Annotated in this window: 20 protein-coding genes, 1 tRNA gene and 2 pseudogenes; 12 read left to right on the forward strand and 11 right to left on the reverse strand. The window is 61.4% G+C overall.

Annotated features, from left to right (window positions below):
• The first annotated feature begins 5 nt into the window (after positions 1-5).
• Positions 6-749: an IS21-like element helper ATPase IstB gene (istB, locus tag MTX19_RS02765; RefSeq protein WP_280978725.1), complete on the forward strand. Its 744-nt coding sequence runs from the start codon at positions 6-8 to the stop codon at positions 747-749.
• 463 nt (positions 750-1,212) lie between these two features.
• On the opposite strand, the gene MTX19_RS02770 is transcribed toward istB, so the two are convergent.
• A complete protein-coding gene (locus MTX19_RS02770) occupies positions 1,213-2,265 on the reverse strand; it encodes a hypothetical protein (RefSeq protein WP_280985829.1) in 1,053 nt (350 codons plus the stop codon).
• Positions 2,266-2,408: 143 nt separating this feature from the next.
• On the opposite strand from MTX19_RS02770, the gene MTX19_RS02775 reads away from it, so the two are divergent.
• The 3 genes from MTX19_RS02775 to tnpA all read left to right on the forward strand — a co-directional run bounded on the left by MTX19_RS02775 (position 2,409) and on the right by tnpA (position 4,819).
• The gene (locus tag MTX19_RS02775) at positions 2,409-3,590 is read left to right on the forward strand and encodes a hypothetical protein (RefSeq protein WP_280982346.1); all 1,182 of its coding nucleotides are present in this window, start codon (positions 2,409-2,411) and stop codon (positions 3,588-3,590) included.
• Positions 3,590-4,159 carry a hypothetical protein gene (locus MTX19_RS02780; RefSeq protein ID WP_280985830.1) on the forward strand — a complete coding sequence of 190 codons (570 nt, stop codon included), beginning with the start codon at positions 3,590-3,592 and terminating at the stop codon, positions 4,157-4,159. The genes MTX19_RS02775 and MTX19_RS02780 overlap by 1 nt, the downstream gene beginning before the upstream one ends.
• Before the next feature lie 195 nt (positions 4,160-4,354).
• Positions 4,355-4,819, forward strand: coding sequence for an IS200/IS605 family transposase (tnpA, locus tag MTX19_RS02785; RefSeq protein WP_280984622.1), 465 nt, complete (start codon positions 4,355-4,357; stop codon positions 4,817-4,819).
• Positions 4,820-5,356: 537 nt separating this feature from the next.
• Here tnpA and MTX19_RS02790 read toward each other — a convergent pair.
• Complete coding sequence (locus tag MTX19_RS02790) at positions 5,357-6,436, reverse strand: hypothetical protein (RefSeq protein ID WP_280982348.1); 1,080 nt, start codon at positions 6,434-6,436, stop codon at positions 5,357-5,359.
• On the opposite strand from MTX19_RS02790, the gene MTX19_RS02795 reads away from it, so the two are divergent.
• Positions 6,410-6,718 carry a hypothetical protein gene (locus MTX19_RS02795; RefSeq protein WP_280982349.1) on the forward strand — a complete coding sequence of 103 codons (309 nt, stop codon included), beginning with the start codon at positions 6,410-6,412 and terminating at the stop codon, positions 6,716-6,718. The genes MTX19_RS02790 and MTX19_RS02795 overlap by 27 nt on opposite strands.
• Positions 6,719-7,204, forward strand: coding sequence for a hypothetical protein (locus MTX19_RS02800; RefSeq protein WP_280982350.1), 486 nt, complete (start codon positions 6,719-6,721; stop codon positions 7,202-7,204).
• Here MTX19_RS02800 and MTX19_RS02805 read toward each other — a convergent pair.
• Entirely contained in the window at positions 7,135-9,606 is a 2,472-nt protein-coding gene (locus MTX19_RS02805; RefSeq protein WP_280985831.1) for a DEAD/DEAH box helicase, read from the reverse strand. The two genes, MTX19_RS02800 and MTX19_RS02805, sit on opposite strands and share 70 nt — an antisense overlap.
• Positions 9,607-9,758: 152 nt before the next feature.
• A tRNA-Arg gene (locus MTX19_RS02810) sits at positions 9,759-9,835 on the reverse strand.
• 359 nt (positions 9,836-10,194) lie between these two features.
• Here MTX19_RS02810 and MTX19_RS39185 point away from each other — a divergent pair.
• A pseudogene (locus MTX19_RS39185) lies at positions 10,195-11,197 on the forward strand (LLM class flavin-dependent oxidoreductase).
• A gap of 122 nt (positions 11,198-11,319) precedes the next feature.
• On the opposite strand, the gene MTX19_RS02825 reads toward MTX19_RS39185, so the two are convergent.
• From MTX19_RS02825 to MTX19_RS02840, 4 genes are all read right to left on the reverse strand, one after another.
• The gene (locus MTX19_RS02825) at positions 11,320-11,724 is read right to left on the reverse strand and encodes a YccF domain-containing protein (protein WP_280974559.1); all 405 of its coding nucleotides are present in this window, start codon (positions 11,722-11,724) and stop codon (positions 11,320-11,322) included.
• 173 nt (positions 11,725-11,897) lie between these two features.
• Complete coding sequence (locus MTX19_RS02830) at positions 11,898-15,002, reverse strand: EAL domain-containing protein (RefSeq protein ID WP_280985832.1); 3,105 nt, start codon at positions 15,000-15,002, stop codon at positions 11,898-11,900.
• A 173-nt stretch (positions 15,003-15,175) separates the two neighbouring features.
• Positions 15,176-16,951, reverse strand: coding sequence for an EAL domain-containing protein (locus tag MTX19_RS02835; RefSeq protein WP_280982355.1), 1,776 nt, complete (start codon positions 16,949-16,951; stop codon positions 15,176-15,178).
• Between the two features lie 210 nt (positions 16,952-17,161).
• The gene (locus MTX19_RS02840) at positions 17,162-18,124 is read right to left on the reverse strand and encodes an HWE histidine kinase domain-containing protein (RefSeq protein ID WP_280985833.1); all 963 of its coding nucleotides are present in this window, start codon (positions 18,122-18,124) and stop codon (positions 17,162-17,164) included.
• Positions 18,125-18,373: 249 nt separating this feature from the next.
• Between MTX19_RS02840 and MTX19_RS02845 the strand changes: the two genes are divergently transcribed.
• Entirely contained in the window at positions 18,374-18,637 is a 264-nt protein-coding gene (locus tag MTX19_RS02845) for a hypothetical protein (RefSeq protein WP_280982356.1), read from the forward strand.
• Positions 18,638-18,681: 44 nt separating this feature from the next.
• Here MTX19_RS02845 and MTX19_RS02850 read toward each other — a convergent pair whose 3' ends face one another.
• Positions 18,682-19,533: a LysR substrate-binding domain-containing protein gene (locus MTX19_RS02850; protein ID WP_280982357.1), complete on the reverse strand. Its 852-nt coding sequence runs from the start codon at positions 19,531-19,533 to the stop codon at positions 18,682-18,684.
• A gap of 316 nt (positions 19,534-19,849) precedes the next feature.
• On the opposite strand from MTX19_RS02850, the pseudogene MTX19_RS02855 reads away from it, so the two are divergent.
• Both MTX19_RS02855 and MTX19_RS02860 read left to right on the forward strand, forming a co-directional pair.
• Positions 19,850-20,209: pseudogene (locus tag MTX19_RS02855) on the forward strand (FAD-dependent oxidoreductase); the annotation flags it as partial.
• A 30-nt stretch (positions 20,210-20,239) separates the two neighbouring features.
• Complete coding sequence (locus MTX19_RS02860) at positions 20,240-21,121, forward strand: BBE domain-containing protein (protein ID WP_280984673.1); 882 nt, start codon at positions 20,240-20,242, stop codon at positions 21,119-21,121.
• Positions 21,122-21,441: 320 nt separating this feature from the next.
• On the opposite strand, the gene MTX19_RS02865 is transcribed toward MTX19_RS02860, so the two are convergent.
• On the reverse strand, positions 21,442-22,257 hold the full coding sequence (locus tag MTX19_RS02865) for a Hint domain-containing protein (protein ID WP_280982358.1): 816 nt from the start codon (positions 22,255-22,257) through the stop codon (positions 21,442-21,444).
• A gap of 473 nt (positions 22,258-22,730) precedes the next feature.
• Positions 22,731-23,228 carry a lipocalin-like domain-containing protein gene (locus MTX19_RS02870; RefSeq protein WP_280982359.1) on the reverse strand — a complete coding sequence of 166 codons (498 nt, stop codon included), beginning with the start codon at positions 23,226-23,228 and terminating at the stop codon, positions 22,731-22,733.
• A gap of 338 nt (positions 23,229-23,566) precedes the next feature.
• Between MTX19_RS02870 and MTX19_RS02875 the strand changes: the two genes are divergently transcribed.
• Both MTX19_RS02875 and MTX19_RS02880 read left to right on the forward strand, forming a co-directional pair.
• Positions 23,567-24,445, forward strand: a complete 879-nt coding sequence (locus MTX19_RS02875) for a tyrosine-type recombinase/integrase (RefSeq protein WP_280979743.1) — start codon at positions 23,567-23,569, stop codon at positions 24,443-24,445.
• Between the two features lie 14 nt (positions 24,446-24,459).
• A complete protein-coding gene (locus tag MTX19_RS02880; RefSeq protein WP_280979744.1) occupies positions 24,460-25,650 on the forward strand; it encodes an IS91 family transposase in 1,191 nt (396 codons plus the stop codon).
• Positions 25,651-26,017 lie beyond the last annotated feature (367 nt).

Genomic DNA, 26,017 nt, shown 5'->3' on the forward strand with positions numbered 1-26,017 from the left:
ACGCCTTGCTCACCCATCCGACCCTCGATCAGCTTCACGCGCTCGGCCTTCATGGCATGGCCAAGGCTTTCGCCGACATCGAAGCCGGCGGCGAGGCCGCCAGCCTCGGCCACGCCGAATGGCTTGCGCTGCTGCTCGAACGTGAAGCGTCGCTGCGGCGCGACAAGCGACTGTCGAAGCGGCTGCAATACGCCAAGCTGCGCCAGCAGGCCTGCGTCGAGGACATCGACTATCGCACCCCGCGCGGCCTCGACCGCAGCCTCTTGACGATGCTGGTCGAAGGCCAATGGATCGACGACCACACCAATCTTTTGATCTGTGGCCCGTCCGGCGTCGGCAAGAGCTGGCTCGCTTCGGCGCTCGGCAACAAAGCCTGCCGCGACAATCGCTCCGTGCTCTATCAGCGCGTCCCGCGACTGTTCAGTGATCTCGCCTTGGCGCGCGGCGACGGCCGCCACCCGCGTCTGCTGCGCGCACTGGGCCGTGTCGATCTGCTCATCCTCGACGACTGGGGCCTCGAGCCGCTCGACGCCGCGGCCCGGCACGACCTCCTGGAGATCCTCGAGGACCGCTACGGCCACCGCTCCACCATCGTCACCAGCCAGCTCCCCGTCGATCAATGGCACGCGCTGATCGGCGACCCCACCTACGCCGATGCCGTCCTCGACCGCCTGGTCCACAATGCTCACCGGATCGATCTCAACGGCGAGAGCCTGCGGCGAACCCGCAAGCCCGGCCGAACGGCCTGAGCCAGTGGCGCTGTGGACATGCCGCTGCGCGTGGACAACGCGAAGGGCGTTGCCCACATGCCCACAGCAGGAGCAGCAAAAAAACAAGTCCTTCGAGCCGCGATTCAAGATTGACCACGCGGCTTCGCCGATGCCAGAAACCAAACAGCCAGAACGCCTCGCGCCCGGGCGATATCAAATCGGAATGGTGGGCGAGATCATCTCGGAATCCTGGGCGAGATCAAATCGGTACACCCGGGCGAGATCATCGGAATCCGCACTCGAACCCAAAATCAAGGCTCCGACCACTTGGGTTTGGTTTTTTACACTGGAAAGATCGGATCACCGCGCACGAGAGGAGCGGGAGACTATGATTAACGAACTTTCGGATGCCCTTCATGACGGCGAAGTAATTGGGGTCTTTCGGTAAGCTGCGCCGCACCGGCTGAAGAAGACAACGTTGTCCACTCCATCGCCTCTTTAGCTAGACTTGGGCGGCGGCTCCTTGGGCAGTTCGCATTAGCATACGGCTGTCCGAGATTGTCTCGTCGTATCGCTCCACGAACTTCACAAACTTCGAACGGTCCTGGTTATAGCTCTCGATCCATCGGCTAAGCGCTCCCTGGAAGGCTCTCACGAGCTCCATGAACCCGAAGAAGTAGGTGCCATCGGCATCTGTTTCCGGCTTACCGCCAACACGGATCGAGATCCTCCGCACCTTCTTCTCATTGACCTTTCGCGAGCTCAAATTTGTCATGTGGAGAAGACTGTTGCGGAGCTCCCAAAGCTCCTCCGGTGTGACCCCGACAATTGATAGGTCGGCGTAGGTGGACAGCCATCGCACGAAAGGTTGGAAGTCGCGCGCGTCGCCAAACTCGATATAGGCGACGCTATCAATGCATGAGACCAGCAGCTTGGCAGCAGAGACGTGAAGGCCCGCGTTAAAGGTGAGCTTGATCGCCAGAAAAAAGTCGTCGTGGATCAGCTGGGGAAGGTCGATGCCCTCCTCTCTCGTGTACTTGATCAGCCAGTCGTCCATCGTCGCATCGCCGATCGTCTGGGGCGTGAGGTAAAAGTGGGTGTCATGGTGATGCACAGTCGCATTGACCATGACGCGCCCGTTACAAACCAGACTGGTCACGAACAGGGGCGCTTTGCCAGCGCCTTCCTTCTGGAATATTTGGTCGTAGAGCTCGTGGCCCCGGCCTAATCGGCAATGCGAGTAGTATTCGGAGCGCGTGAAAGTACGCGGCAGATCGATTCGCGTAGCGACCTTCAAATCGTCGTCAATGCAGTTCTGAAGGAAGCGTACTCCCGCTTCATCGTCGCCGGCGAACTCGTGAGCCACATAGAGCGCGTGGCCGCATCGCTCGTCTTTGAATGGCAGGAAAATGTTGAAGATGGTTTCGCTCATAACCCCCCGGAGCGGGTCTAACTCGCAATGGGTCCCAAATCCAGCGATGCTGCTGCCCCGCAGCGTCGAAAGGCTCGAACAGATGTGCGTGAAGGATATCGCCGGCATGTCGCCTTCAAGCACGTTAGGGCCTCGCCAACAAAAAAGCCGAGACTCAGTCCGGACTGCCGAAAATACCAACGATCCCACCACGTTTCCATATTCGCACGATTGTTATTCACTCCAGAAAGGTGATATTCGCAAGGTTTTCAACTCACGGTCATACGATGTCCCAGCCCGACGAATGGATTCAGATGTTCACCTTGCCGAACATCCTGATCGAGGAGCCCGTTGAGATCGATGGCGTCGCGATGGTCCCCGCACACGATCCTCGCGCGCTGGAGCTGGCGAAGCGCCATAAGCAGTTCGAGATGTACCTCAACCGCTTCACCTCAGAATTCGGTCAGCAGGTCAGCCCGAGCATCATTCTGGTGAAGACAGAAAAGTTCGAGCAATACCGATCAGCAGAAGCTCTTGCAGGATTTCGAGACGCGGTGGCGATGTCCACAATTCCCTACGCTTGGGCGCACGTCCTCAGGTTCGAGAACAATCACAATATCAAATACGCCAATTGGTTTTCGTTTTACCCGTGGTTGGTCGATTCCAAGTACGGAGGACTTGTCATGCAGAGTATGGTTCAGACCGGCTGGCATGAAGTCCGGGCGATAAAGGGCCAGACGAGCCCCGGTATCCCCCATATGGCCCTCCCGGCCAACATGGTCGACAAAGCACTTCTCCCGGCACTCCTAGAGCGATGGGTGGCACGGTTCGGTTCAGCCAATCCGTCCAAGAAGGACACTTCCTTATTCCGCTCGCTCAACATGGCGCTATCAGCGGCGATGTTGCCCGGCAACGTCGAGGTGACGATTTACGACCTTGGGCGGTCGATCGCACTGTGGGTCAGTGCCTTCGAGATTCTGACTCCTAACGGGACCTGTGAGGAGGTCTACAAGCTGTTAGAAAGTACGAAGTGGAATCTGTCCGATAATGCCGATGCGATCTATGAACCTCACAAATACAAGCCCGGCCAACCCAAGCGACCGCTACCTGTCTGGCTCTACGGCGCGATGAACCACGCGCGGAATGACTTTCTACATGGCAATCCCATTGACCCTATGCGGTTGATCGTTGCGCCGGGCAAACGACCGCTCCACCTCTACAGCGCCCTTCTCTACCGCATGGCGCTGACCGCATTCCTTGACCTCAAGCCTCCTCCGCAGGTCAAAAAGGACGGAGAATCCGACTACGACACTCACTGGCGGCATATGCACGAGTTCGGCTGGTACCAGAGCAACATCGAAGCCGCGATAGCCACGGTCATTTTCACCCAGGATGAATACCGGGCTATGAGACAGGGGAAAGTCGGCCAGGCAATGATGCGCAGCCGGCACAAACCAGTGAGCCAGTGATGTTCCCGATCCACTCTCGTTTCCCGAAGGAAATGGCGGTCATCGGCCGGTTGCTGGTCGATTACGGCGACCTTGAGCTAGATCTCATGAATTGCGTGCAGGTCATGCGGGGTTATGACCTCAATAGCACCCTAAAGACGATGTTCAGGGTCAGAGGTGAGACAAGCAGGATCGATATCGCCGATGGGCTTGGACGTGTGCCCTACACCGCAGTCAATATGGCTTCTGAGTTCGATGCCGTTATCGCAGCGATGCGGCAGTGCTTGAAAATCAGAAATCGGTACGCCCACGCCTTCTGGCATGACCCCAACCAAGGCAGAGCGCTTTGCTACGTTTCGCTTGAGGAACTGGCCAAGGAGGTCGACGAGGTTCGCGACCTCACCTCACTGACCTTCTTCTATATCGACGAGGCGCTGTTGCTCAAACAGGAGCAGTTTTTTGAGTACACCCGCGCGCTCATCAACCACGTGAACCATCAGGGGCAGTTCAAGAGCGGGAAATCCTTGCAACAGCCTTTCCCATTACCCAAGGCCGTACCCAACCCTCCAGCCTATACCCGAAAAGCTTAGCTAAAAAGTCCCGCCAGGTAGCGTACGGGCTCAAACGCCAAGAGGTCGAAAACGCGCCGAACATCGAAGTGATTGTCTAACCAAGCCTGCTAAGCCCCCGCCTATGGCGGGGCGAAAACCGGCAGTTCTACAGCTGCGGGAATGAAGTCATGGAGTCTCCTTGGGGAACCGCCAAGAACCCTCAAGGAGACCATGATGGAAGCAGAGTACAATCATCTTAATCACGCGACTTGGGAGTGCAAGTACCACGTCGTGTTTACGCCGAAGTACCGCAAGAAGCTGCTGTTCGGGAAGATCAAGCGACATCTGGGCCAGGTATTTCACGATCTGGCACGACGGAAGGAGTGCCGGATCGAGGAAGGTCACCTGATGCCGGATCATGTCCACATGCTGATATCGATACCTCCGAAATATTCGGTGGCGCAGATCATCGGGTATATGAAGGGGAAGAGTTCGATCTGGATCGCGCAGAACGTCGAACGGAAGATGCGAAATTTCCTGGGCCACAAATTCTGGGCACGCGGATATTTTGTCACGACCGTCGGCCGCGATGAGGAAATGATCCGGGCCTACATCAAGAATCAGGAAATGGCCGACCAGCAACTGGATCAGTTTGAGCTAAAGATTTCAGCTGCCCCAAAATCCAAGCAATCGTCCTAACATCCCTTAAAACCGCCTTTGGCGGTTCCCAATCAAACCTCCAGCTTTGCTGGAGGTTATTGGCTGGCTTTGGCGGCTAGCTGCCTCAACTTGGCGACACCATTGGCGATAGTCTCGGCTTCCGGGGCTCTGAGAGAATTCGCTGCGTGAAGTGTAGCGGGACTTGTGGAGCTGACGGTGACTGACGGCCAGCGCCGCGACCCTTACGTTCGCGAATAGTGGGGATGCCGGCACGGCTCTTCGCAGAAAGCCAGACGCGAACTAATCAATCCAGGGGCGTTACGCCGAAGGTAAATCGCGACGCATCATCTTCAAGTCGACGGACGTTTACATCGAGCGCTGAGTGGCAACTGCGACGGTTTGCAATCATCGAGGCTTGACTAAGAAATTTGGCGCGCCATTCAGAATAAAACTGCGAACTCATATGTAATTGAAATTGCTATATAATTTTTTTGATCGATTCCATTGGGGCGCCACCTCAAGTGCCATGTTCCCCAATTCGGCGAATAGGCGGCGCAAAACGCGCCACCGGCTCTCTCACATCCGCCCAGCGTCCCTGAGGACTGCGATCGTCCGCAATGCGATATCGCGCATCAATCCGATCTCCGTCACATCCTGTCCGTCGACGAGCGCTTTTGCAACGATCGCGAGCTCGCGCCAGCATAGGTCGGCCTCCGGTGGAGCCTCGCGCATCCACAGGGCCGTGCGCAAAACAATATCAGCCCATCTGTCACGATGTCGCGCAATGACGCTCTGCAATAGATACGTAACAAGTTTAGCACGATCACGGCCGCGGGCGCGCGCCACCGCTTGAGCGACCTGCGGGTCGTCCTCGAACCAGGATTGTGCGACGGCCTCCAGCTCGGCAAGTTCGTTGCACTTCCGCAGCACCGATGCGAGCGTGGCGGGCTCACACATCGCCTTGGGGACCTCGGCGATTAGCCCGGCGAGCGTTTCACCAAAGGCCATGCGCGCGGGTTGCCAATCGGCACCGCCGATAGTTTCGGCGACCTGGAGCAGGCCGAACGGCGGCGCTTCCCGTTTCTCGATACTGAGCGCCAGTTCGTGCGCCACGATGCGATCGAGATATGATCGGGATACGGCAAGCGTAGGGGTATCCATCCCGGCGGCGGCGAGACTCGTCTCGATCTGGCGGCGCGATTCCGGCTCGCCGCTCCAGGCATCCGCTATCCCGCCTTTGGTCAGGACCGATGATATCCGCTTTTTCCGTCCGGCCGGGGATATCAGCAGGAATCCCTGCGCTGTGGCGCCGTCGACGGCAGTGGCGACGATTGCCTCGATGCTGCCAGCCTCCCATGGCGCGCAATCGATCCCAGCCGCCCGCGCCTTGCGTATGACCGCGTCGACTTCGGCTCGCTCGTTCTCGGGTCGCCAATTGCGCATTGCGATCAGCCGCCGGACATCTGTCGGCGTCAGCGAGGCGGCGACCTGCGCAAGCGCGCCGGCAACCGCCCGGCGCACAGTCGAATTTGGGTCGAGCAGGAACAGAACCGCGGCGCCACGCGCTTCGGGGATGCCAGCAAGCGCCAGGCCCACGGCCAAGGCGCTGCGGGTTTCCGCCGGCATGGCATGACCGCTTTCGATCAGCGAGCCCACGGCCAGGAACGGATCGCCGTCGCAGGCTTCGAGGATGCCGGCGAGAGCGGCGTGGACGTCGGTCGGAAGCGGTCCGTCCTCGTCCGGGTCGACGGGCTGCCTTGCCGACGCCGCGGCAAGCTCAGGCGATGCCGGGATTTTCGACTGGTGCAGGGCTCCTCCCACAAAGGGAAGCATGCGGCCGTCGACGTTTCCGGCCTCGACCTGCGCGACGACGTCGGCCTGAAAATCCGCGATCAGTTTGGCTGCGTCTGCGTAGCCGCGATCGGTGCGATAACGTAGATGCTCGAGCAGCCGCTGCAGCAGAAACAGATAACCGATCGCAAGCGGCTCATCCTGGCCAGCCGGAGGCATGTGGCGAGCCGCGCCCGTGAAGGCGGCAAAGATTTCGCGTGGGGAGCTTTCGCAGTACCGATCGAAGGCATCATTGAATGGGGGCGGTCGACCCTTGGCGATCGCCTGCGCGATCCGTCTCGCATGCTCATCCGTCGGCGAGGATTTTGGCTGGGTTCGGCTCATCGAGGCGCCTCCGCGAATCATTGCAATGATAGCCGGGAGTTGGTCTCGTTCCTTTCGGAGCTGGCGATATCCACTCACAAAATCCGCGCCCTTGGCGCCGGACAGGCTGAAAAGGAATTATTCGGCTTGGCGGCCTCTTGTAGTTCCGCCCGCGCTCTTCTAACTATTTGGCCGCTTGACTATCGCGCAGCGAGTGCGCTCGATGTGACTATCTGGCCGGAAAACAAATCGCGACCCAATATCTTGTAACCAATTGACTGATAGCCAAGGCGGCGTTTCGCAGCCATGCGGGCCAGAACCGGCACTCTCATGTCGACATAATCATATATGATCACCTCGCGCTTGGCGTCGTTGAGACGATGCAACCGTCCGGCATACTGGGCAAGCGTGCCTTTCCAAGCGATCGGCATGGTAAGAAAAAGGGTATCGAGGCGAGAATCATCGAAACCCTCGCCGAGGTAGCGTCCCGTCGCGACTATGACACGTTCCTCGCCTTCGGGAATTGCTGCGAGCCGTGCGGCGCTGTCGCGCCGCTGCTTCTCGCTTTGCCCACCGCGCAATACGATCACATGCCTCGCGAAACGCTCAAGACGCTTTGCGATGATCTCTAAGTGGGCGGTACGCTCCGTTATCACGACGGGTGAACGACCCGCTTCCAGCGCACGCAAGACGTCATCGAATATAAGATCATTGCGCGCTTCATCAACGACCATTTCCTTGAAAACATCCTGGATGGAAGGAGAAGAGGTGCCCAATGTGGCTTGGAGTTGGAAGCTGGTATCCCTGATCCGCACCACGTGATCGAATGGGCGCTTGGCGGCCTCGGATCGCGCATCTACACGATGGCGGATGGGGCCACATTGCATAACGATGATCGGGTGATGCCCGTCTTTTCGGGTCACCGTTGCCGACAGGCCTAGGATGTAACGTGGCTTGCTGCGGCGCGCGACGAGTTCAAAGCTCACCGCCGACAAATGGTGGCATTCATCGACTACGAGATGCCCATAATTGCCGACGATATCATTGACCTCTCCTTTGCGAACAAGGCTCTGGATCAGTGCGACATCAACCTGACCCTTTGGTTCGCGACGACCACCGCCTATCATGCCTATCGCATCGCGCGGCAGGCTTGAGAACGCGGTAAGCCGCTCAATCCATTGATCCATTAGTTGACGGCGATGAACGAGGATCAACGTATTCAATCCGCGTTCGGCCATCATGCGGATAGCTAAGACCGTTTTGCCGAACGCCGTCGATGCCGCAAGCACGCCGGTATCGTGCGGCAACAGGGCTGCGATCGCGCGCTCCTGGTTTGGGCGCAGTGCCCCGGTGAATGCGAATGGGATCGGCGCACCGGTAGTGCGGCAATCTTCGATTGTTACTGCAATTCCAACTGACGCAAGGAGATCGCGAACGGCGTCGAAGCACCCGCGAGGCAGAGCAACGTGATGGCTAGTCAACTCCGCGCAAGAGATGATCCGAGGCTTGTCATGGGTCGATCGGCGCATCGCTTGTGCAGCGTAGAATTCGGGGTTCTGGAACGCAGCGAGACGAATAAGGCGAGCGATCAAGGGCGGCGGTAGCGCGTGACGCGGGATGTAAACCTGGTCAGCCTGCACGATGGTGATCGCGCTTGGCAGTGGCCCGCTTATTGTTGGCGGTGGCTGTCGGCGCGATGGCGGGGCAAGCCACGGTTCTTCGTCTTCGTCGACAAGAGGAATGCGTACGCCGAGAATTTTTCCAGATGCACTCGCTTCCTCGACCAGATGATCCACCCCCGATCGCGCCATAGGTTCAATCGCTGACAGGAAGGCCCATTGATCCAGATATGGCGAACAAGACTCATCGATGAACACGCTGTTGCCAGAACTTCGCGCGAGTCCCTGAAGCGGCAAGGCAATCAAATTACCGAAGCCACCCACCGGCATTGTATCCTGGCTCGGAAAAAACCGATCGTAGGATCCGAATCCGATATCGGGGACACGTTCCATCGTGTCGGTGATTAGGAAGGCCCCGAGACGGCGCGCCGACGCCGCCGGTATCGGTTCCTCGAAAAAAATCCAAGCGTGAGCACCGTTTCCGGATCGCGACCGCTCAATGGCAACAGGAATTTTGTGGCGCTGGCAGGTCTCCCTGAAAGCGAAGACATCTCTTCGCCATTCCCCTTCGTCGAAATCCGCGGCCAGGAACGAACAGGTATTATCCGCAAGCATCGGATAAACGCCCATAACGAACGGGGCGCCATTCGTGTCGGTCCCGCGTAGATGGCGTTCGATCGACACTTCATCTACGGCCTGGAATGCCTGATTTGGACATGCCGAACATTTGACTTTTGGTTTTTCGCAAATCCCACGCTGCCACTCATTCGTACAGGCAGGTGCATACCCGCTGCGCCCTGTCGTGCGATTCTCCCAACGGATGGGGAAGACATCTGAGCGGCCGCGGAAAAGCCGGCGAAACAGAGCAATCTTCTTTTCGATTGTCGAATTCCGGTCGATGGGATCGCCGGCTTTTGCCGAAGGGACCGCTTTGACAGCCGCGGCCTCTTCACTCCGCACCGATCGCAGGGTGTTGATCTCGGCTAAGATCTCCGCGCGCTCTCCTTCCAGCGCCGTGAGCCGCGCCACGAGTTCGGTAATTCTGGCGTCCATTTGCGTCATCGTGAAGATTGGCTTGCGCCAATATTATCCAATATCAGCTTCGCGCAATTTTGCTTCGCCCGATAGCTGCGCAAGAAGGGGGCCGATCACAAACGGCCGATCCAAGCCCTGAGTTCGCGGTTCTATTCTGAATGGCGGCAAAATGGTGCACCCGACACGATTCGAACGTGTGGCCTTCGCCTTCGGAGGGCGACGCTCTATCCAGCTGAGCTACGGGTGCTTACTGCTTACGCAGTGCTTACGCGGATTTCGCAGATGAGTTAACCCCAACGCACGGCCCTCGCAAGCCTTTGTACTTCAATATGCTTTCTTCCTCGCTTTTCGCACCAGCAGACTTGACACCTGCCTTCGGAGGGCAACGCTCTATCCAGCTGAGCTACGGGTGCGTGCAGGGCTTCATTTAGCTGATTGGCCCATGAACGGCAACGACGTTGTCCGGTCCCGCGTGGACTGTAAAATGGCCCTGCCAATATGACGGTCCGCTGGAAAAAGGGCTGTATTTCGAGGGAGATCGGCATGCGTCCGCTGGAATTCGGCTGGTATTTGCCCACGCATGGCGACACGACGGCCTATGGGCTGATGGAGGCGCAGGTCGCGGGCTCGCCGGAACTCTGCGAGCGGGTGGTCAAGGCGGCCGAGGACGCGGGCTTCGAATATCTGCTGATTCCGGTCGGCTCGGTGTGCTGGGAGGCCTGGATCACGGGCGCGTTCATGGCGGCGCGCTCGGCCCGGATCAAGCCGCTGATCGCGGCGCGGCCCGGTTACATCAACCCGGTGCTGCTGGCCAAGATGATCTCGACCTTCGACCAGATGTCGGGCGGGCGGATCTGCATCAATCTGATCGCCGGCCAGAACGAGAGCGAGGTCGAGGCCGAAGGCGTGCGCTACGCAAAAGAGGAGCGTTACGCGCTGATGGAGGAGGAGGTCTCGATCCTCAAGGCGCTGTGGACCACGCGCGGCCCGGTGCATGTCGAGGGCAAGTTCCACACGATTGCGGGCGCCCACATCCGGCCGCGGCCAAAGCAGCAGCCGTTCCCGAGATTCTATCTCGGCGGCGGCTCGCGGCAGGCCTGGGAATTGTCGGCGAAGCATTCCGACGTGCATCTGTTCTGGGGCGACCTGCCCGAGCGCATTGCGCAGAACATCGCCGAGATCAGGCGGATGGCGCGTGCCCATGACCGGCTTCGGCATGCGGCTGCAGGTGATCTGCCGCGAGAACGAGGCGGACGCCTGGGAGGCGGCCGACCAGCTCGTGCGTCACGCCACCGAGCGGCAGAAACAGGAGATGAAGACGCTTTACAACCGCTCGGAGGCCAACCAGCGCGTGCAGCAGCTCGCGCGCGAGTATGGCGATCTCCTGATGCCGCATCTGTGGACCGGCATCACCAAGGTGCGGCCCGGCGCCGGCATCGCCGTGGTTGGAAATCCCGAGCAATGCGCCGCCACGCTGCAGCAGTTCATCGACGCGGGTTGCCACTCCTTCTGCCTGTCCGGCTATCTGCACGACGAGGAAGCGGAGCGGTTCGGCCGGCTGATCCGCCCGATCCTTGCCGCGAACAACCGCGGGCGGCTCACCGCCTGACGCCTGATCCGGAAGATGTGAAGCAGGTTTTCCGAAAGTTCATGCGCGGGTCGCAGTCGGCACGGCGACAGTGTTCGATATTCCCGGCTGCGCGGCCGCGCACTGGTCGCGAGATCGGCGCGTTACGCCGGCACGATCGCCTTGCCGATCGGCCACAGCGCGATGCCGGCGAGCTTGAGATGCGCCCAGGCGAAGGGGATGCCGATGATGGTCACCGCCAGCAGCAGCGCGGTGATCAGGTGCCCGATCGCGAGCCACCAGCCGGCCAGGACGAACCAGATTACATTGCCGATCAGGCCGAGCGGCCCGGTTCCGACATCGCTCTGGCCGGTCAGTTCGTCGCGGCGCACCGCGCGCGAGCCGAACGGCAGCAGCGTATAGACCGCGATGTTGAAGGCGGCGCGTGCCCAGGGCAGGCCGATGATGGTGATCGCCATGATCACGGCGGCGACCAGCCAGCCGAACGCCATCCATGCGCCGCCGATCAGAATCCAGAGAATGTTCAGGAGGATAGACACAGGCTGCATGGCTGACACCTTCGCGCCACGTGGGATCGGCCCCAATATAGGCTGGCGGCCGGCGCTACGGTAGAGTGCGGCTGAGGTCATGACGCGATTAGAATGAATCGCATCATGATCTCATCTTTTCGTTTGAGCATGATCCTTTCGGAAAACCGGTTTCCACTTTTCCGGATCATGCTCTAAGCGTGCGCGAGCGCAGGCGCGGTGGACGCAGCGAGCAGGCGTTTGAGCTCGGTGGCCGGCTTCGGGGCGCTGAACAGATAGCCCTGCATCTCGGTGCAGCCGAGCTCGCGTAGCAAATCGCGCTGCTGTTCGGTTTCGACGCCCTCCGCCGTCGTGGTCATGTTGCGCGAGGTGGCGATGTTCACCACCGATTGCACGATCGTCGCCGAGCCGTCGACGGCGATGTCGCTGACGAAGCTGCGGTCGATCTTGATCTTGTCGAACGGGAAGCGCTTCAAATAGCTCAGCGACGAATAGCCGGTGCCGAAATCGTCGAGTGCGATCCTGACGCCGAGGGCGCGCAACTGGTGCAGGATCGCGAGCGCCACCTCGTCGTCGCCGATCAGCACGGCTTCCGTGATCTCGAGCTCGAGCCGGCTCGGCTTCAGGCCGGAGGCGTCGAGCGCAGTTGCAACCTTCAGCGCAAGACTGATGTTCTTGAACTGGATCGGGGACACGTTGACGGCAAGGCGGATGTGATCCGGCCAGGTCGCGGCCTCCATGCAGGCCGTCCGGAGCACCCATTCGCCGAGCTCGCCGATCAGGCCGGTGTCCTCCGCAACCGGGATGAACTCGGCTGGCGAGACCGTGCCGCGCTCGGCGTGCCGCCAGCGCAGCAGCGCCTCGCAGCCAGTCACCTCGTTGCTGTTGAGGTCGAGCAGCGGCTGATAGTGGATCTCGAAGCCGCCGTCGGTCATCGCCTGCCGCAGATCCTGTTCCATCGTCAGCCGCGCGCGGGCCATCGCGCCCATCTCCGGCTCGAAGAAGCGGTGGGTGCGGCGGCCCTCGGCCTTGGCGCCGTACATCGCGATGTCGGCATTCCGGATCAGCTGGTCTAGGTCGGTGCCGTCGCGCGGCGCCAGCGCGACGCCGATGCTGGCGTCGGTCGACAGATGATGGCCGAGGCAATCGCAGGGCTGCCGGATCGCGCGATGCACGCTGGCGACGAAATCCTCGACATCGCCGATGCCGCGAATCGCGGTCTGGATCACCGCGAACTCGTCGCCGCCGAGCCGCGCGATCAGGTCGCCTTCGCTCAGGCAGGCCTTGATGCGGCCGGCGATGGTCTTGAGCAGCTCGTCGCCGACATGGTGACCGAGCGAATCGTTGATGCCCTTGAACTCGTCGATGTCGATGTAGAGCAGGGCGAACTGCTGGCCCTGCCGGGCCCGTTCCAGCTCCCGCTCGATCTGCTCGCGGAACAGCACGCGGTTCGGCAGGTCCGTCAGCGCGTCGTAATGGGCGAGATGGGCGATCCTCTCGTTGGCGCGCCGCCGCTCGGTGACGTCGTCCACGACGGTGATGACGTAGCGCGGCATGCCGGCCTCATCGCGGATGCCGATCCGGTGCGACGTGATGTAGTGCTCGCCGGTGATATGGCTGAGCCAGCGGTGCTCGTCCTTGAAGAAGCCGTCGGCCGATTGAAGCGCGGTGTTGTCGTCTTCGGCGATGACCGCCGCGAGCGCCGGCGGGAAGATGTCGCGCGCCGTCTTGCCGATGATGTTCTCGCGCGTGGTGCCGAAATGGGTCTCGGCAACGCGGTTGACCAGCAGATAGCGGCGGGTGTGCGCGTCCTTCACCGTGATCTGCGAGGGAATATGGTCGACGATTTCGCGCAGGAAGGCGTTGTTGCGGTCGCGCTCCTGCTCCAGGTTGCGCCGTTCGGTGATGTCCTCGAGCGTCGCGACCCAGCCGCCATGGGCCAGCGGCTGGTTGACGATCGAGAAGCTGCGCCCATCGGCGGTCGTGGTGACGACCTCGGTCACCTGTCCGTTGGCGATATTGGTCCGCACCGTGTTGCAGAACTCGTCGACGTCGCCGACGAACGACCCGGTCACCTTGCGATGCCGCATCACCTGCTCGACGGTGCAGCCGGGCTTGATGAGCTCGGCCGAGAGCCCGCACATGTCGAGATAGCGCTGGTTGCAGACAACCACGCGCGCTGACGCGTCGAACAGCACGAGGCCCTGGATCATGTTGTTGAGCGCGGTGTCGAGCCGCTGCCGCTCCGCCACCAGCCGCTGCTGCGCCTCGTGATTCTGCCGCAGGATCTGCCTGATCAGGACATACAGAACCATCGCGACGACGATGGCTGCGAGCGTCGCGGCGGAGATCAGAAAGCGGGTCTGCGCCTGCCAATCGGCGAGCGCGGCCTCAACCGTGTTGGTCGCGATGACGACGACGGGAAAATGGTGGAGCTTCGCGGCCGAGCCGAGCCGCGCGGTGCCGTCGACCGGGCTGATGGTGCGCATCGTATGCTGGCCGCCCTTGCGCATCACGAGATTGATCAGCGACGCGTTGGAGAGCTTGCGGCCGATCACCGCGTCGACATGCGGATAGCGCGCGAGCAGGGTCCCGTCGGTGTGGACCATGGTGATCGCCGCGCTCGCCCCCGGTGCGACCGAGGCAAAGAACTTCTCGTAGTTCAAGGGATCGATGCGCCGCGTCATGACGCCGAGAAAGCTGCCGTCCGGCCGGCTCAGGCGATGGGCGATGATGGTGCTGAAGCCGTCGACCAGCAGGCTGCGCAAGGTGTCCGTGCGCACCGGTTCGGGGTGCGCATCGAACTTGAAGCTCTTGAAATAGTCGCGCCCGGAGATGTCGAGCCTGGCCGGCGGCGGCAGATCGCCCGACCAGGTGATGATCTTGCCGTCGGCATCGAACAGCGAGATCTTGCCCAGGAAAGAGACGCCTCTGGCCTTGAGCATCTGATGCGTTTCCGGCGCCGCCATCTTTGCCCTGAAGAGCTCCGGCGAGCTGATCTCGGAGATCCGCAGCTCGTCGATCACGGTCTCGGCGATGATGTCGGAGTCCTCGAACTGCTGATCGAAGTGGCGGGCGAGCAGCAGGACGGTGTTTTCCAGCTCGCGCTCGCTGTTGACGAGCGCGCGTTCGCGGAATTCGCCGATCATCATGATGGTGCCGGCGAAGATCGCGGCCACCAGCAGGGCGCCGCACACGGTCAGCCACAGCACCGGCCCGCGGAGGGCCGCCGCGACCCGCCACCTTCTCGCACCCTGTTCTGACGGGACGTCCGCCTGCCCTTGTATCGATCCACGCATGCCATACCCCATGCCGGCATGGATAAGCCGCAGAGTTCGCACAAGCCGTTAGCAAAACCGGTTACTCAACGCTTAATCGGCGAGTTGTCGCGCCAAGCGCACTGGTTGTAGAGCGATTGGCGGTATCCTGTTGCGTCCGCATCGACCGCCGTTCGGCTGAAGTCAATCCGACCCTAGCGGTGGAAGCCGTTGGCGCGCGAATAGGTGGCGCGGGTTTCCTGGGCCGGACGCGGGGCAAGGCTCGCGCGGCTTTCGCTGGCGAGCGGGGTTGCGGGCTTCAGATCCTCAAGGAAGATCGGCTTGGCGAAGTAATAGCCCTGCGCATAGCGGATCCGCGTCGCCGCCTGCAGATAGGTGAGCTCCTCGTAGGATTCGATGCCCTCGGCGATCACGGTCATGCCGAGCGCCTCGCTCAGCGATTCGATTGCGCGCAGGATGCCCTGGCTGCGCGGCCGCTTATGGATGTCGGTGATGAAGGAGCGGTCGATCTTGATCTCGTCGGCGGTGATGTCGGCAAGCGCCGACAGTGACGAGTAGCCGATGCCGAAATCGTCGATCGAGATGCCGACGCCGATCTTGCGCAGGATCGGCAGGATCTGGTCCTGGAAATGCGATCGGGTGACGAACGCATCTTCGGTCACCTCGATCATGAAGCGCTTCGGAAAGCCGGTTTCCTCGAGCGCGCGGGCGAACGAGCGCATGAATTCGGGATTGGTGGCCTGCTTGGCGGCGACGTTGATGCTGATCGTCGTGGTCGGACCGAATGTGTCGTTGATCAGGTCGATCGACTTGACGATCTCCGCCAGCACCAGAAGCGTCAGATCGTCGATCAGCCCGAGCTCGACGGCGAGGTTGATGAAGGTGCCGGGCGCCTGGATCACGCCCTCATCGTCGCGCAGCCGCACCAGCGCCTCGATGCCCTTGATCTCCTGGGTGCGGATATCGACCTTGGCCTGAAACGCGCAGCAGAAGCGCTTGTCCAGGATCGCCAGCCGCAGCGACTGCTCGATCTTCATCCGCGCCAGCGCCTCTCGCTCCATGCTGGTGTCGAAGAACGCGGTCGAGCCCTTGCCGTTGTTCTTGACGCGGTACATCGCGATGTCGGCGTTCTGCCGCAGGGCCTCGTAGCTCCTGCCATGCATGGGATAAAGGCTGACGCCGATCGAGGTCGAGGCGAAGATCTCGGATTGATCAATGAAGAACGGCGCCTTCAGCCGCTCCTGCATGGTGCGGATGAACTCCGCGACCTCCTGGCCGCCGCTGATCGGGTTGAGCAGCAGCAGGAATTCGTCGCCGGAGATGCGCGACAGGATGTCGGTCTCGCGCAAGGCGAGTCCGAGCCGCTTGGACAGCTCGATCAGCAGCGCATCGCCGATCGCATGCCCGTAATAGTCGTTGATATGCTTGAAATTGTCGACGTCGAGGAAGGCGAGCGCGAACTGGCCCTGTGATCCGTCGCCCCGGATCAGGCTGTTGACCCGATGCTCGATCACCCGTCGCGTCGGCAGGCCGGTCAGCTCGTCGTAATACGCCGAGCGGAACAGCTGGTCTTCGAATGCCTTCTGCTCGCTGATGTCGGTCGAGCTCGAGATCAGGAGGTTGCGTCCGGCGATCTGCACCAGCCGGTGCGAGGTGAGAAACACGTGTTTGGAGGCGCCGCAGCTGAGCGTCTCCTCGAGCACCACCGCCCGGCCGCTGCGCAGCTTGTCGAGAGAGGCTTCATGGCGGCCGTCCCCCGACGACGGTCGGTCGGCGTTGGCGGCGAGCTGCAATTGCGCCGCGGCGGCTTCGTTCACGATGATGAATTCGCCGTGCTCGTCCTGGACTGTCACGCCCGCAGGCAGCAGGCGGAGAAGGTGGCGCAAGATGTGCAATTCATTGCTGGAAATGTTTTCATTGCCGGTCGCAGACAAACCGGGCTGAAAGTCGTGTTTGGTGAAATTATGCATGGGCCGAGCTTGGCAAAGTCCCTTGTAGTTTTGGTTAAGCGGAACTGTGAAAAGCCGTGACAAAATGAGCCCACGACGGCTTTCGCAAGCGGTCGCGGCGATCGTCATTAACAGAGTATCAATGCTAGGCAGCACCGCTTGCGAAAGTGATTGTGGCTCGCGCGGTTGCTGCTCGCATGCGAAACGCGGCGTCGTCGCGCGGTTGTCGCGTCAGCTGCTGGGAAGCCGGCACTGCATGGTGCAGTGGACGCCGGTCTTCAGATAACTGATCTCGGTCTTGCCGTCGAACGGACGCAGCGCCGATTTCAGGAGTCTTGTGCCGAAGCCGGCTTCGCCGACGGTCTCGACCGCGGGTCCTTCGGTTTCGTCCCAGATCACGTTGAGACGGTCGTCGTCCACCGTCCATGACACCTGCAGGAACCCGCGTGGCGACGAGAAGGCGCCGTACTTGCCGGCGTTGGTGGCGAGTTCATGGAAGATCAGCGCCAGCGACACCGCGAGCTTGGCGGGCAGGAACAGCTGCTCGCCATTGAGGTTGAACCGCACATGGCCGTAGGGCCCGAGCTCCGAGCGCAGCAAATCCTTGATGTCGCAGCCGTAGCCGTCGACCCGCGCGATCAGATCGTCGGTCGCCGAGAGCGCGCGGATGCGGTGGTCGATGCGCTCCCAGACCTCGGGCCGGTCCTGCAGCGCCTGGTGCAGCACGGCATGAATGGTCGAGGACTTGTTCTTCAGCCGATGCTGCAGCTCCTCGACCACCAGCTTGCGGTATTGCTCCTCCTCGATCAGCCTCTTGGAGACCTCGCGCTGCTGCATGACCAGGGAGCGATAGTGTTCCACGCCCCAGATCGCGATGCCGCACACCGCCCAGAAGATCATCAGAAGCGCAAAGCGCGCGGGATCGACGGCCGCGCTGTTGAAATTGAGGACGACGCCGAGCAGCCCGCTCGCCAGCGCCGTCGCGATTCCCACCCTGAACCCGCCAAAGGCGGTCGCGAAGAACACGGCCGGAAAATACGGCGTAAAAAACACATCCGGCCTGATCTGGGCCAGCCCGTAGCGGGCGGCCGTCGCCAGAACGAGACAGAGCAGCGCAAAGGCGATCGCAACCGGCTGCGAGGGCTGGGAATTGCCCTGCCAACCTTGCCTGAACTCGTCGATCCATTTCGTCATGTGTCGTTTCACTTCACGTGATTACACGACCCAAAATAAGGCCGTTGCGACCGAAAAACCGCAGTTGTGTCCTTCCGGCCACAGGCGGACCTCGTGCAGTGTTGACGCCAGCGCGCGCTTGCGTTGGCCCCGGGGGGCGCAGGGACAATCGACGCCATCGAGCGCGGACGGCGCCGTCACGAGCGAAGCGAAACAGCGTAGCAATGAATCGCTGCATCGCCGTGCGATGACGAGGGGAGGAACACGGCAATGGTCGACATCGCAGGCACCCCCCGACCGCTGCCGCGCGTGAACGCCAGGCTCGAACGGAAGCTGCAACGTTTCGCTGCCGTGATCGTGGTCGCTACCCTGTCCGGTGTCGCCGTCGGCCTGACCCGCAGCGGCAGCGGAGCTGCGTCGCTGATGGCCGGCGCCACCTACGGCTTCCTGCTCGGCTTCCTCATTGGGGCGGTCGAGCTGTTCGTGCTCGAGGATTGGGACTGGCTCAACCGCGGGCTTAATAGCTCTATATGAAGTTCGGGCTCGCGGAACGACGGCGGGGCCGCAAGCCCGGCAGATCATGTGACAAACCGTAACCAGGTCGAGAAGGCTTCGATGCTGGGCTGCTCGGGATGATGGGCGACGTGAACAGCGTAATAGCCGTAGCCCGGCAGCGACAGATCGTGAGCCTTGACGAGAACTCCACTCTTGAGCTCGCGTCCAACGACAACGTCGCTAAAGATCGCGATTCCTTCACCCGCGGCCACAGCATCAATTGCGTGCAGTTCTTCCCTGAAACTCAAGTGCCACGCCTTGTTGGTCTCTTGAATAGCAGGATCAATTGATCGCGCGGTCGCGAGCCAGCGGGACCACGTCGGCGCATCACGGTCGCGATTCATCCAGTCGAAGTGGATTAATGGATAGTGCAGAAGATCGGCGGCGCGTTCGATTCGTCGTCCTCCCCTCGCCAACAATGCGGGACTGCACACTGGAAAAAACGAGTCGCGAAAGATCTCCTTGCCGCTCAGATCAAGCGGCATGTGCCGCGCGTAGCGAATTGCGATGTCGGCTTCTCCAGTGCGCAAATCGAGCACCGCGTCGGTCCCGATGATCTCCAATGGAATCTTCGGATGGGCCTCGCGCCACTTTGGCAGTCGCGGCACCAGCCATCGGCTGGCAAAGGCATTTGGACTCGTCACTCGCAACCGGCCGTGACTGACGCGCGGGGACGCAGAGGCGATCGCGCTGGCGAATGTATCGAAACCGCTCCTGATCACCGGAAACAGTCGTTCGCCGGCACTTGTCAGTTCAAGGGGACGCGGGCGACGACGAAAAAGCGGCTGACCACAAATATCCTCAAGGATCCGGATCTGGTGGCTGATCGCGGTCGGCGTCACGCCGAGTTCGTTGGCCGCCTCGCGGAAGCTCATATGCCTCGCGGCAGCCTCGAAGGCGCGAAGAGAACCCAATGGCGGAAGCTTTCGCATTGCGCAAGCGTAGGTGAATTCCACTCATGTGGCGACTGAGAAATTCGATTTTGCCGGTGATTAAGCGCCGTGAGACGCTTCGGACCGTCAACGCCGCGTTGCAGCGGCGGATCGGGAGGCCGCCATGGACGCAACCAGGCTCACGGAGAGACGCAACGGTCAAGCTTCTGACGTCGCCATTCTGAGGCGGGCGGTCCGTGGCGAAGTCGTCGTACCGGGCGATGTAGCCTACGATCAGGCCCGAAAAGTCTGGAACGGCATGGTCGACCGGCACCCGGCCGCGGTCGTCTATTGCGCCGGCTCCGACGACGTCATTGCGGCCGTCGATTTCGCGCGGTCGCAATCCTTGGCGGTTGCCGTGCGCGCCGGCGGCCACAACATCGGCGGCGCTTCGGTGTGCGACGATGGGCTCGTCATCGATCTCTCGCGCATGAAGCAAATCGAGGTCGATCCAATCAGACGGACGGCGCGAGCGCAGGCGGGTCTGAATCTCGGCGAGTTTGATGCCGCAACACAGGCGCACGGCCTCGCGACCACGATGGGAGTTAACGCCGACACTGGGATCGCCGGACTGACGCTGGGCGGCGGCTTCGGCAAGCTCGGCCGCAAACATGGCCTCTCTTGCGACAACCTCATTTCAGCCGAGATCGTGACGGCGGACGGCCGATTGTTGCGGGCAAGCGCTACCGAACATCCGGACTTGTTCTGGGCCATCCGCGGGGGCGGCGGTAATTTCGGCATTGTCACGAACTTTGAGTACCGGTTGTTTCCGGTCGGTCCAATCTTGTTGGCTGGCTCGGTCTTGTACCCGCACGATCGCGCACGCGATGCGATGCGCTTCTATCATGCGTTTGCGAAGGCCGCTCCGGACGAGCTGAGCCTGGATGCGGCGCTGGCGACCACGCCCTCAGGCGAGCGGGTCTTTAGTGTTTCGGCCTGCTATGTCGGTCCGATCGATGAAGGCGAGCGGGTCGTCAGGCCGCTGCGCGGATACGGAGCACCAATTCAGGATGAGATCGCACCGCGTCCCTACGTGGAAATCCAGGCCGCCGGAGATCCTGTTTTTCCGCGCGGCCGTCGGTACTACTGGAAGGCACAGTTCCTGCGCGAACTGTCCGACGCTGCGATCGATACGCTCTTGGCGTCGTATGCGACAGCCACGGCGGAATCGCTGCTTGTGTTGCAGCATGTCGGCGGCGCGATCGCGCGCATACCGGCCAACGCCACGCCCTATGCCAACCGTGATGCGCTGTACGATTGCTTCCCCATTTCCATCTGGGACGATCCGGCAGAGGATACGGCCCGCATCCGCTGGGCGCGCGAGTTGTGGGACGCCATGCGGCCGTTCTCGACTGGCGGCGTCTATGCCAACAATCTCGGCGAGGAAGGAACCGAGCGCATTGCAGCGGCCTACGGCGAGAATCTTGCGCGACTGGTTGCGCTCAAGAACAAGTATGATCCGACCAATTTCTTCCGGTTGAACCAGAACATCAAACCGACAGCAGGAACGACGCGCGGACGTGCCGATTGATCCTGGCAGATCGAACCCGGCGTTGAGCGAACGCGCTTTCTCTGGCCCGCTCGGGGTCAAAAGCCGCCGATCGCGGCCGGGCCCGGCGATGTCCGCTTCATCCTCGAAAGGCGGCGGAGGGGCCGGCATGAACGCGTGTCGGCCTTGGGCCAATTCCGGAAGTGAATAACCAAATTTTCCGCCTCCGTCAGGAAGCGGCCGACTATCCGGCGACGCGGCCGTGGCGGCGTGATTCGCTCATTCCTGTGCTGCTTCGAGCTTCCTCGTGTCTACCGTGAGCTTCGGCCGGCCTGCGCAGGCGCCGACGGGCGCTCGTTGCATTATGCGGCGAGTTCCTCAGCACGCGCTGCGAACTGCTCATAGGCTTCTTGAAGGGGATCACGCACGTCAATGAAGTACGACGCTCCGATCCCGAGCAAAGCGCGCAAGTGCGCTGGCCCTGTACCCAGGTTCGGCGCGACCAGTGGAATCGTCGAACAAGGATCATTCGGGTAGAGGCGCTTGTACTCGGAAAAGTTGTCGAACAGCTCAAGACCGTTCCCACCGAAGGTCTCGGCGGGAGCCCCCTCGGCCCAGACTACTTCATGTGTGTTGAGCACAATCTGGAAGTACTCGATGGTCTCCATGTCCGGCGGCAAGGCCGGCGCGATGGAAGTTTCGTTTACGAGATCCCTCACCGGCATAAGGAAGCCGTCGATAAAGAGTGCGTGTAGGGGCGAGAGATAAAGGTCGGTGTGAGGTGTCTTATCGTCGATGGCGAAGCGCGACACGCGGATCGGCATGACGCGCTTATTCCAAGAAGCCCCATTCCGTCTAAAGGTGTGTCGCCCGATCCATCTTATCGGCAAATCCTCGCCGCGCATCGTTTTGACGAGATCGCCAATTCCAAGGTCCTCAATCTGTGCCTCGCCACGCGAAGTCAGGACCCGCGTGCCTTTGAGGAAGCAGTGACCGCGACCGCCGCCGTGCCCGCCGCCGTAACCGCCACCGTTACCGGGTGTGGCCTGAGAGCTCGGCGGCAGGGCTATCGATGCGAGAGCTGCGATACTAGCCAATTTGCCAGCAAACGCGACCGATGCACGCATGAAGTGGCGGCGTGCGGGGTTAAGTGTGTGTTGGTTATTGGAAGCAGGCATGGCAGCCTCCTGCATGATTACACTTCGGCATTTTAGCTTCATCCAAGCCGGCCGTTTCGGTCAATTGGGTTGACGCGAGTTCACCTTGTTCTTGCGAAGTACCTCTTCGGAGGGACGCGGAGCAATGCGGCCAGCATACAACCGCCCACAGACCTGAACGCCTGAGGCTTCTGATGCGCACGGTAAAGACGTATGCATGCGGCACCGCCTTGCAGGCGAAGGTGAAGGCCTCCTAGCGCGTGATGAGATTAGGTTGAGCTGGAGCGGCAACGGAGGTTCACCTCTCCCCGTCGGGGAGAGGTCAAGCGAATACGCGGCCGGACCGTATCGATCCAAACTCATCTTGCTCTAGGGTCAAAAGCCGTCGATTGCGGCTAAGCCGGGCGATGTCCGCTTTGCCCTCGAAGGGCGATGGAGAGGCCGGCATGAACGCATGTCGGCCTTGGGCCAACAGCTGACCTGACCGACTCAAACTAATTCGCTCGCTTCCAAATCACATCGACGACATCTCCGGTCGGAGGACGAACTGTCAGCGTCAGTTGGTCCCCTGTTATCGACACAAAGCGCCTCTGATCTGTGCCATTCCAGTTCGGAAAGGAACTGCCTTCGACGTGAATGGCGATGCTGCTATCCGCCTCGTTTGTCGAATACGTTCCGAAGTAGGTTATCGTGCCATCCGCCGTTTCTTTGTTTTCCTGAGGCGTGCCCTGCCACAACGCATTGCTCGCGTATTTGGCGCGATCTGATCGCATCACCGTAATGATGTATCGACCGCCGGCATCAAAGAAGGCGATACCCTTCGGGTTGTCACCATAGCGTTCAACCTTGGTGCCGTCACTTCTCCTCTGCTCCCACGAGAGCAGCGTCCAAGTACCAACCAGTTGGTCTTTAAGCGATTGTTTCTGGCCGAGCGCGTCGAATGTCATGATGGACGATCCAAAAATCGCGACAGTGCATGCGGCAAAGATCACTCGCAATCTCATTGGCCTCTCCCAAAGAGAAGACTGCATGGCGCTGATCCGGCAATACCGCACGTACCACGCCGGTAAGAAACGAGTAAGACTTGCATCGGCATGCCCGCCTCGGATCAAAAAGCCGCCGATCGCGGCCGAGCCCGGCAATGTCCACTTCACCCTCGAAGCGCGACGTGGAGGCAGACATGGATGCATGTCGGCCTTGGGCCATAGGACTAAACCGCTCGCGCGGTAGGGCGCTGGGGCTGGCGACGCAGCCAAGACGATAGCGCGACGGGGCGTCCTGTTTTGAGATGAGGGGTTCGCAACCTTCACTCAAAACAGGAGCATCCCCAATGACCAAGCAGGCCATCAGTCCGTTGCGCCAGCGCATGATCGAAGACATGGCGATCCGCAAGTTCGCGCCCAAGACCCAACACGACTACGTGCAAAGGGTCAAGGACTTCGCGGTATTCCTCGGCCGCTCGCCCGACCTGGCCCAGTCGGAGGACGTGCGCGGCTTTCGGCTGCATCTGGCGTCGAACGGCGCCGGCGCGCCAAAGATCAACGCCACCGTCTCGGCGCTGCGGTTCTTCTTCAATGTGACGCTCGATCGGCCCGAGCTTGCCAAGCACCTGTCGTTCATGCACGAGCCACGCAAGGTTCCGGTTGTTCTCAGCCCGGAAGAGGTTGCGCGCTTTCTGGAGGCGGCGCCGAGCATCAAATACAAGGCGGCGCTCAGTGTCGCTTACGGTGCAGGGTTGCGTGTCTCTGAGGTCGTCGCGTTGAAGGTATCCGACATCGATTCCGAACGCATGATGCTGCGCGTCGAGCAGGGCAAAGGCCGCAAGGATCGCCACGCGATGCTTTCCCCTGTGCTGCTCGAACTTCTGCGCGATTGGTACCGCATTTCCCGCCCGCAGGGCTGGCTGTTTCCGGGACTGAAGCCGGCCAGCCCGATGACGACGCGCCAGCTCACGCGCGCCTGCCACGCGGCGGCCCACATGGCCGAGATCGCCAAGCGGGTGACGCCGCACACCCTGCGCCACAGCTTCGCGACCCACCTGCTCGAGCAGAACATTGATATTCGGGTGATCCAGGTCCTGTTGGGCCACGCCAAGCTCGAGACCACGGCGCTCTATACCCGCGTCGCCACCAACACCATCCGCGAGGTCATGAGCCCGCTGGATCACCTCACCCCGCTCCGCGCCAAGCGAGACGAGCCGCCTGCCTGACGCGCAGGCCGCGCATGTCGCGCCCGGCTTTGGAGGTTGCGGATATCTTCCGCAGCCATGGCCTAGCATGGCGTCAAGCCCATGCCGGTCATATCAGCCTCGACCAGATGAAGGTGATGTCGGCGATCGAGCGCTGCCGCACGGCGGCCCTCGGGGGCCACGTCGCGCGCTGCGCGGACTGCGCTTATACCACGATCGCCTACAACTCCTGCCGCAACCGGCACTGCCCGAAGTGCCAGGGCGCCGCCGCGAAGGACTGGCTTGCCGACCGCGAGGCCGAGCTGTTGCCGGTGCCGTACTATCACGTCGTGTTCACGCTGCCGGCGGCCATCGCCGACATCGCCTACCAGAACAAGGCCGTGGTCTACGATCTGCTGTTCAAGGTCTCGGCCGAGACCATGCTGACGATCGCCGCCGATCCGAAGCATCTGGGTGGGCGGATCGGCGTCACCTCCGTGCTGCACACCTGGGGTTCGGCGCTGACCCATCACCCCCACGTGCACATGATCGTGCCGGGCGGCGGCATCTCGTCCGACGGCCAGCGCTGGGTGTCGTGCCGGCCGGGCTTCTTCCTGTCCGTGCGCGTGCTCTCCCGCCTGTTCCGGCGACTGTTCCTGGAGAAGCTTGTCGCCGCCCACCAAGCCGGCCGCCTCAGCTTCTTCGGCGACCACGCCCATCTCGCCGAGGCGCAATCCTTCGCGACTCATCTCGCCCCGCTGCGCACGGCCGAGTGGGTCGTCTATTCAAAGCGGCCGTTCGGCGGCCCTGAGGCGGTGCCGGCCTATCTGTCGCGCTACACCCATCGCGTGGCCATCGCCAACAGCCGATTGATCGCCTGCGACGAGGGCGGCGTCACCTTCAAGTGGAAGGACTACCGCATCGAGGGCCGCGATCGATACAAGCAGATGACGCTCGCCACAGATGAGTTCATCCGCCGCTTCCTCATCCACGTGCTGCCAAAAGGCTTGCATCGCATCCGCCACTACGGCCTGTTCGCCAAAGGCGCTTGTGCCGCCAACGTCGCACGCGCCCGTGAGCTGCTCGCCGCTGCAAAACCTGAAGGCCAGCCTACCGCCGATCCCAGCAAGCCGAGCTGTCCATGCTGTGGCGGCTGCATGATCGTCATCGAGGTTTTCGCGCGCGGTGCAACGCCGCGGCATCGGCCGACAGCTCCAATGAACCGCATCAGGATCGACACCTCATGATCACGTCTCAATCCTGCAAATCTGCTCGTCGTGCCCGCTGGCTCTCGACCGGCCACGGCAGAGCGCGCTCAGATTTCCCCCAGCCGTCGCAAATCGACGGACAAATTATGGAGTTCGATGCCACCCGTGGCCCGTTCGTCAGCCGCTCAACCGTCGAACAACCCGCTGCATCGGCTCGATTCAAATCAGCCATCTCGCCCGCGGCGCTCAAATCCCCATAGTCCCGGCCGCACAGCCTTACGTTCCCTTACCCGCGGTTTCCTCCCTTGGAGGCTTTCGGACGCCGGCCGCCGAATGCGCGGCGCTGTCCCTCAAACGGCCGGCATCCGAAACCCTTCACATAAGCGGACATCAGCGAACTTCCCGA

It is taken from the genome of Bradyrhizobium sp. ISRA464 (genome assembly GCF_029910095.1).
GTDB lineage: Bacteria > Pseudomonadota > Alphaproteobacteria > Rhizobiales > Xanthobacteraceae > Bradyrhizobium.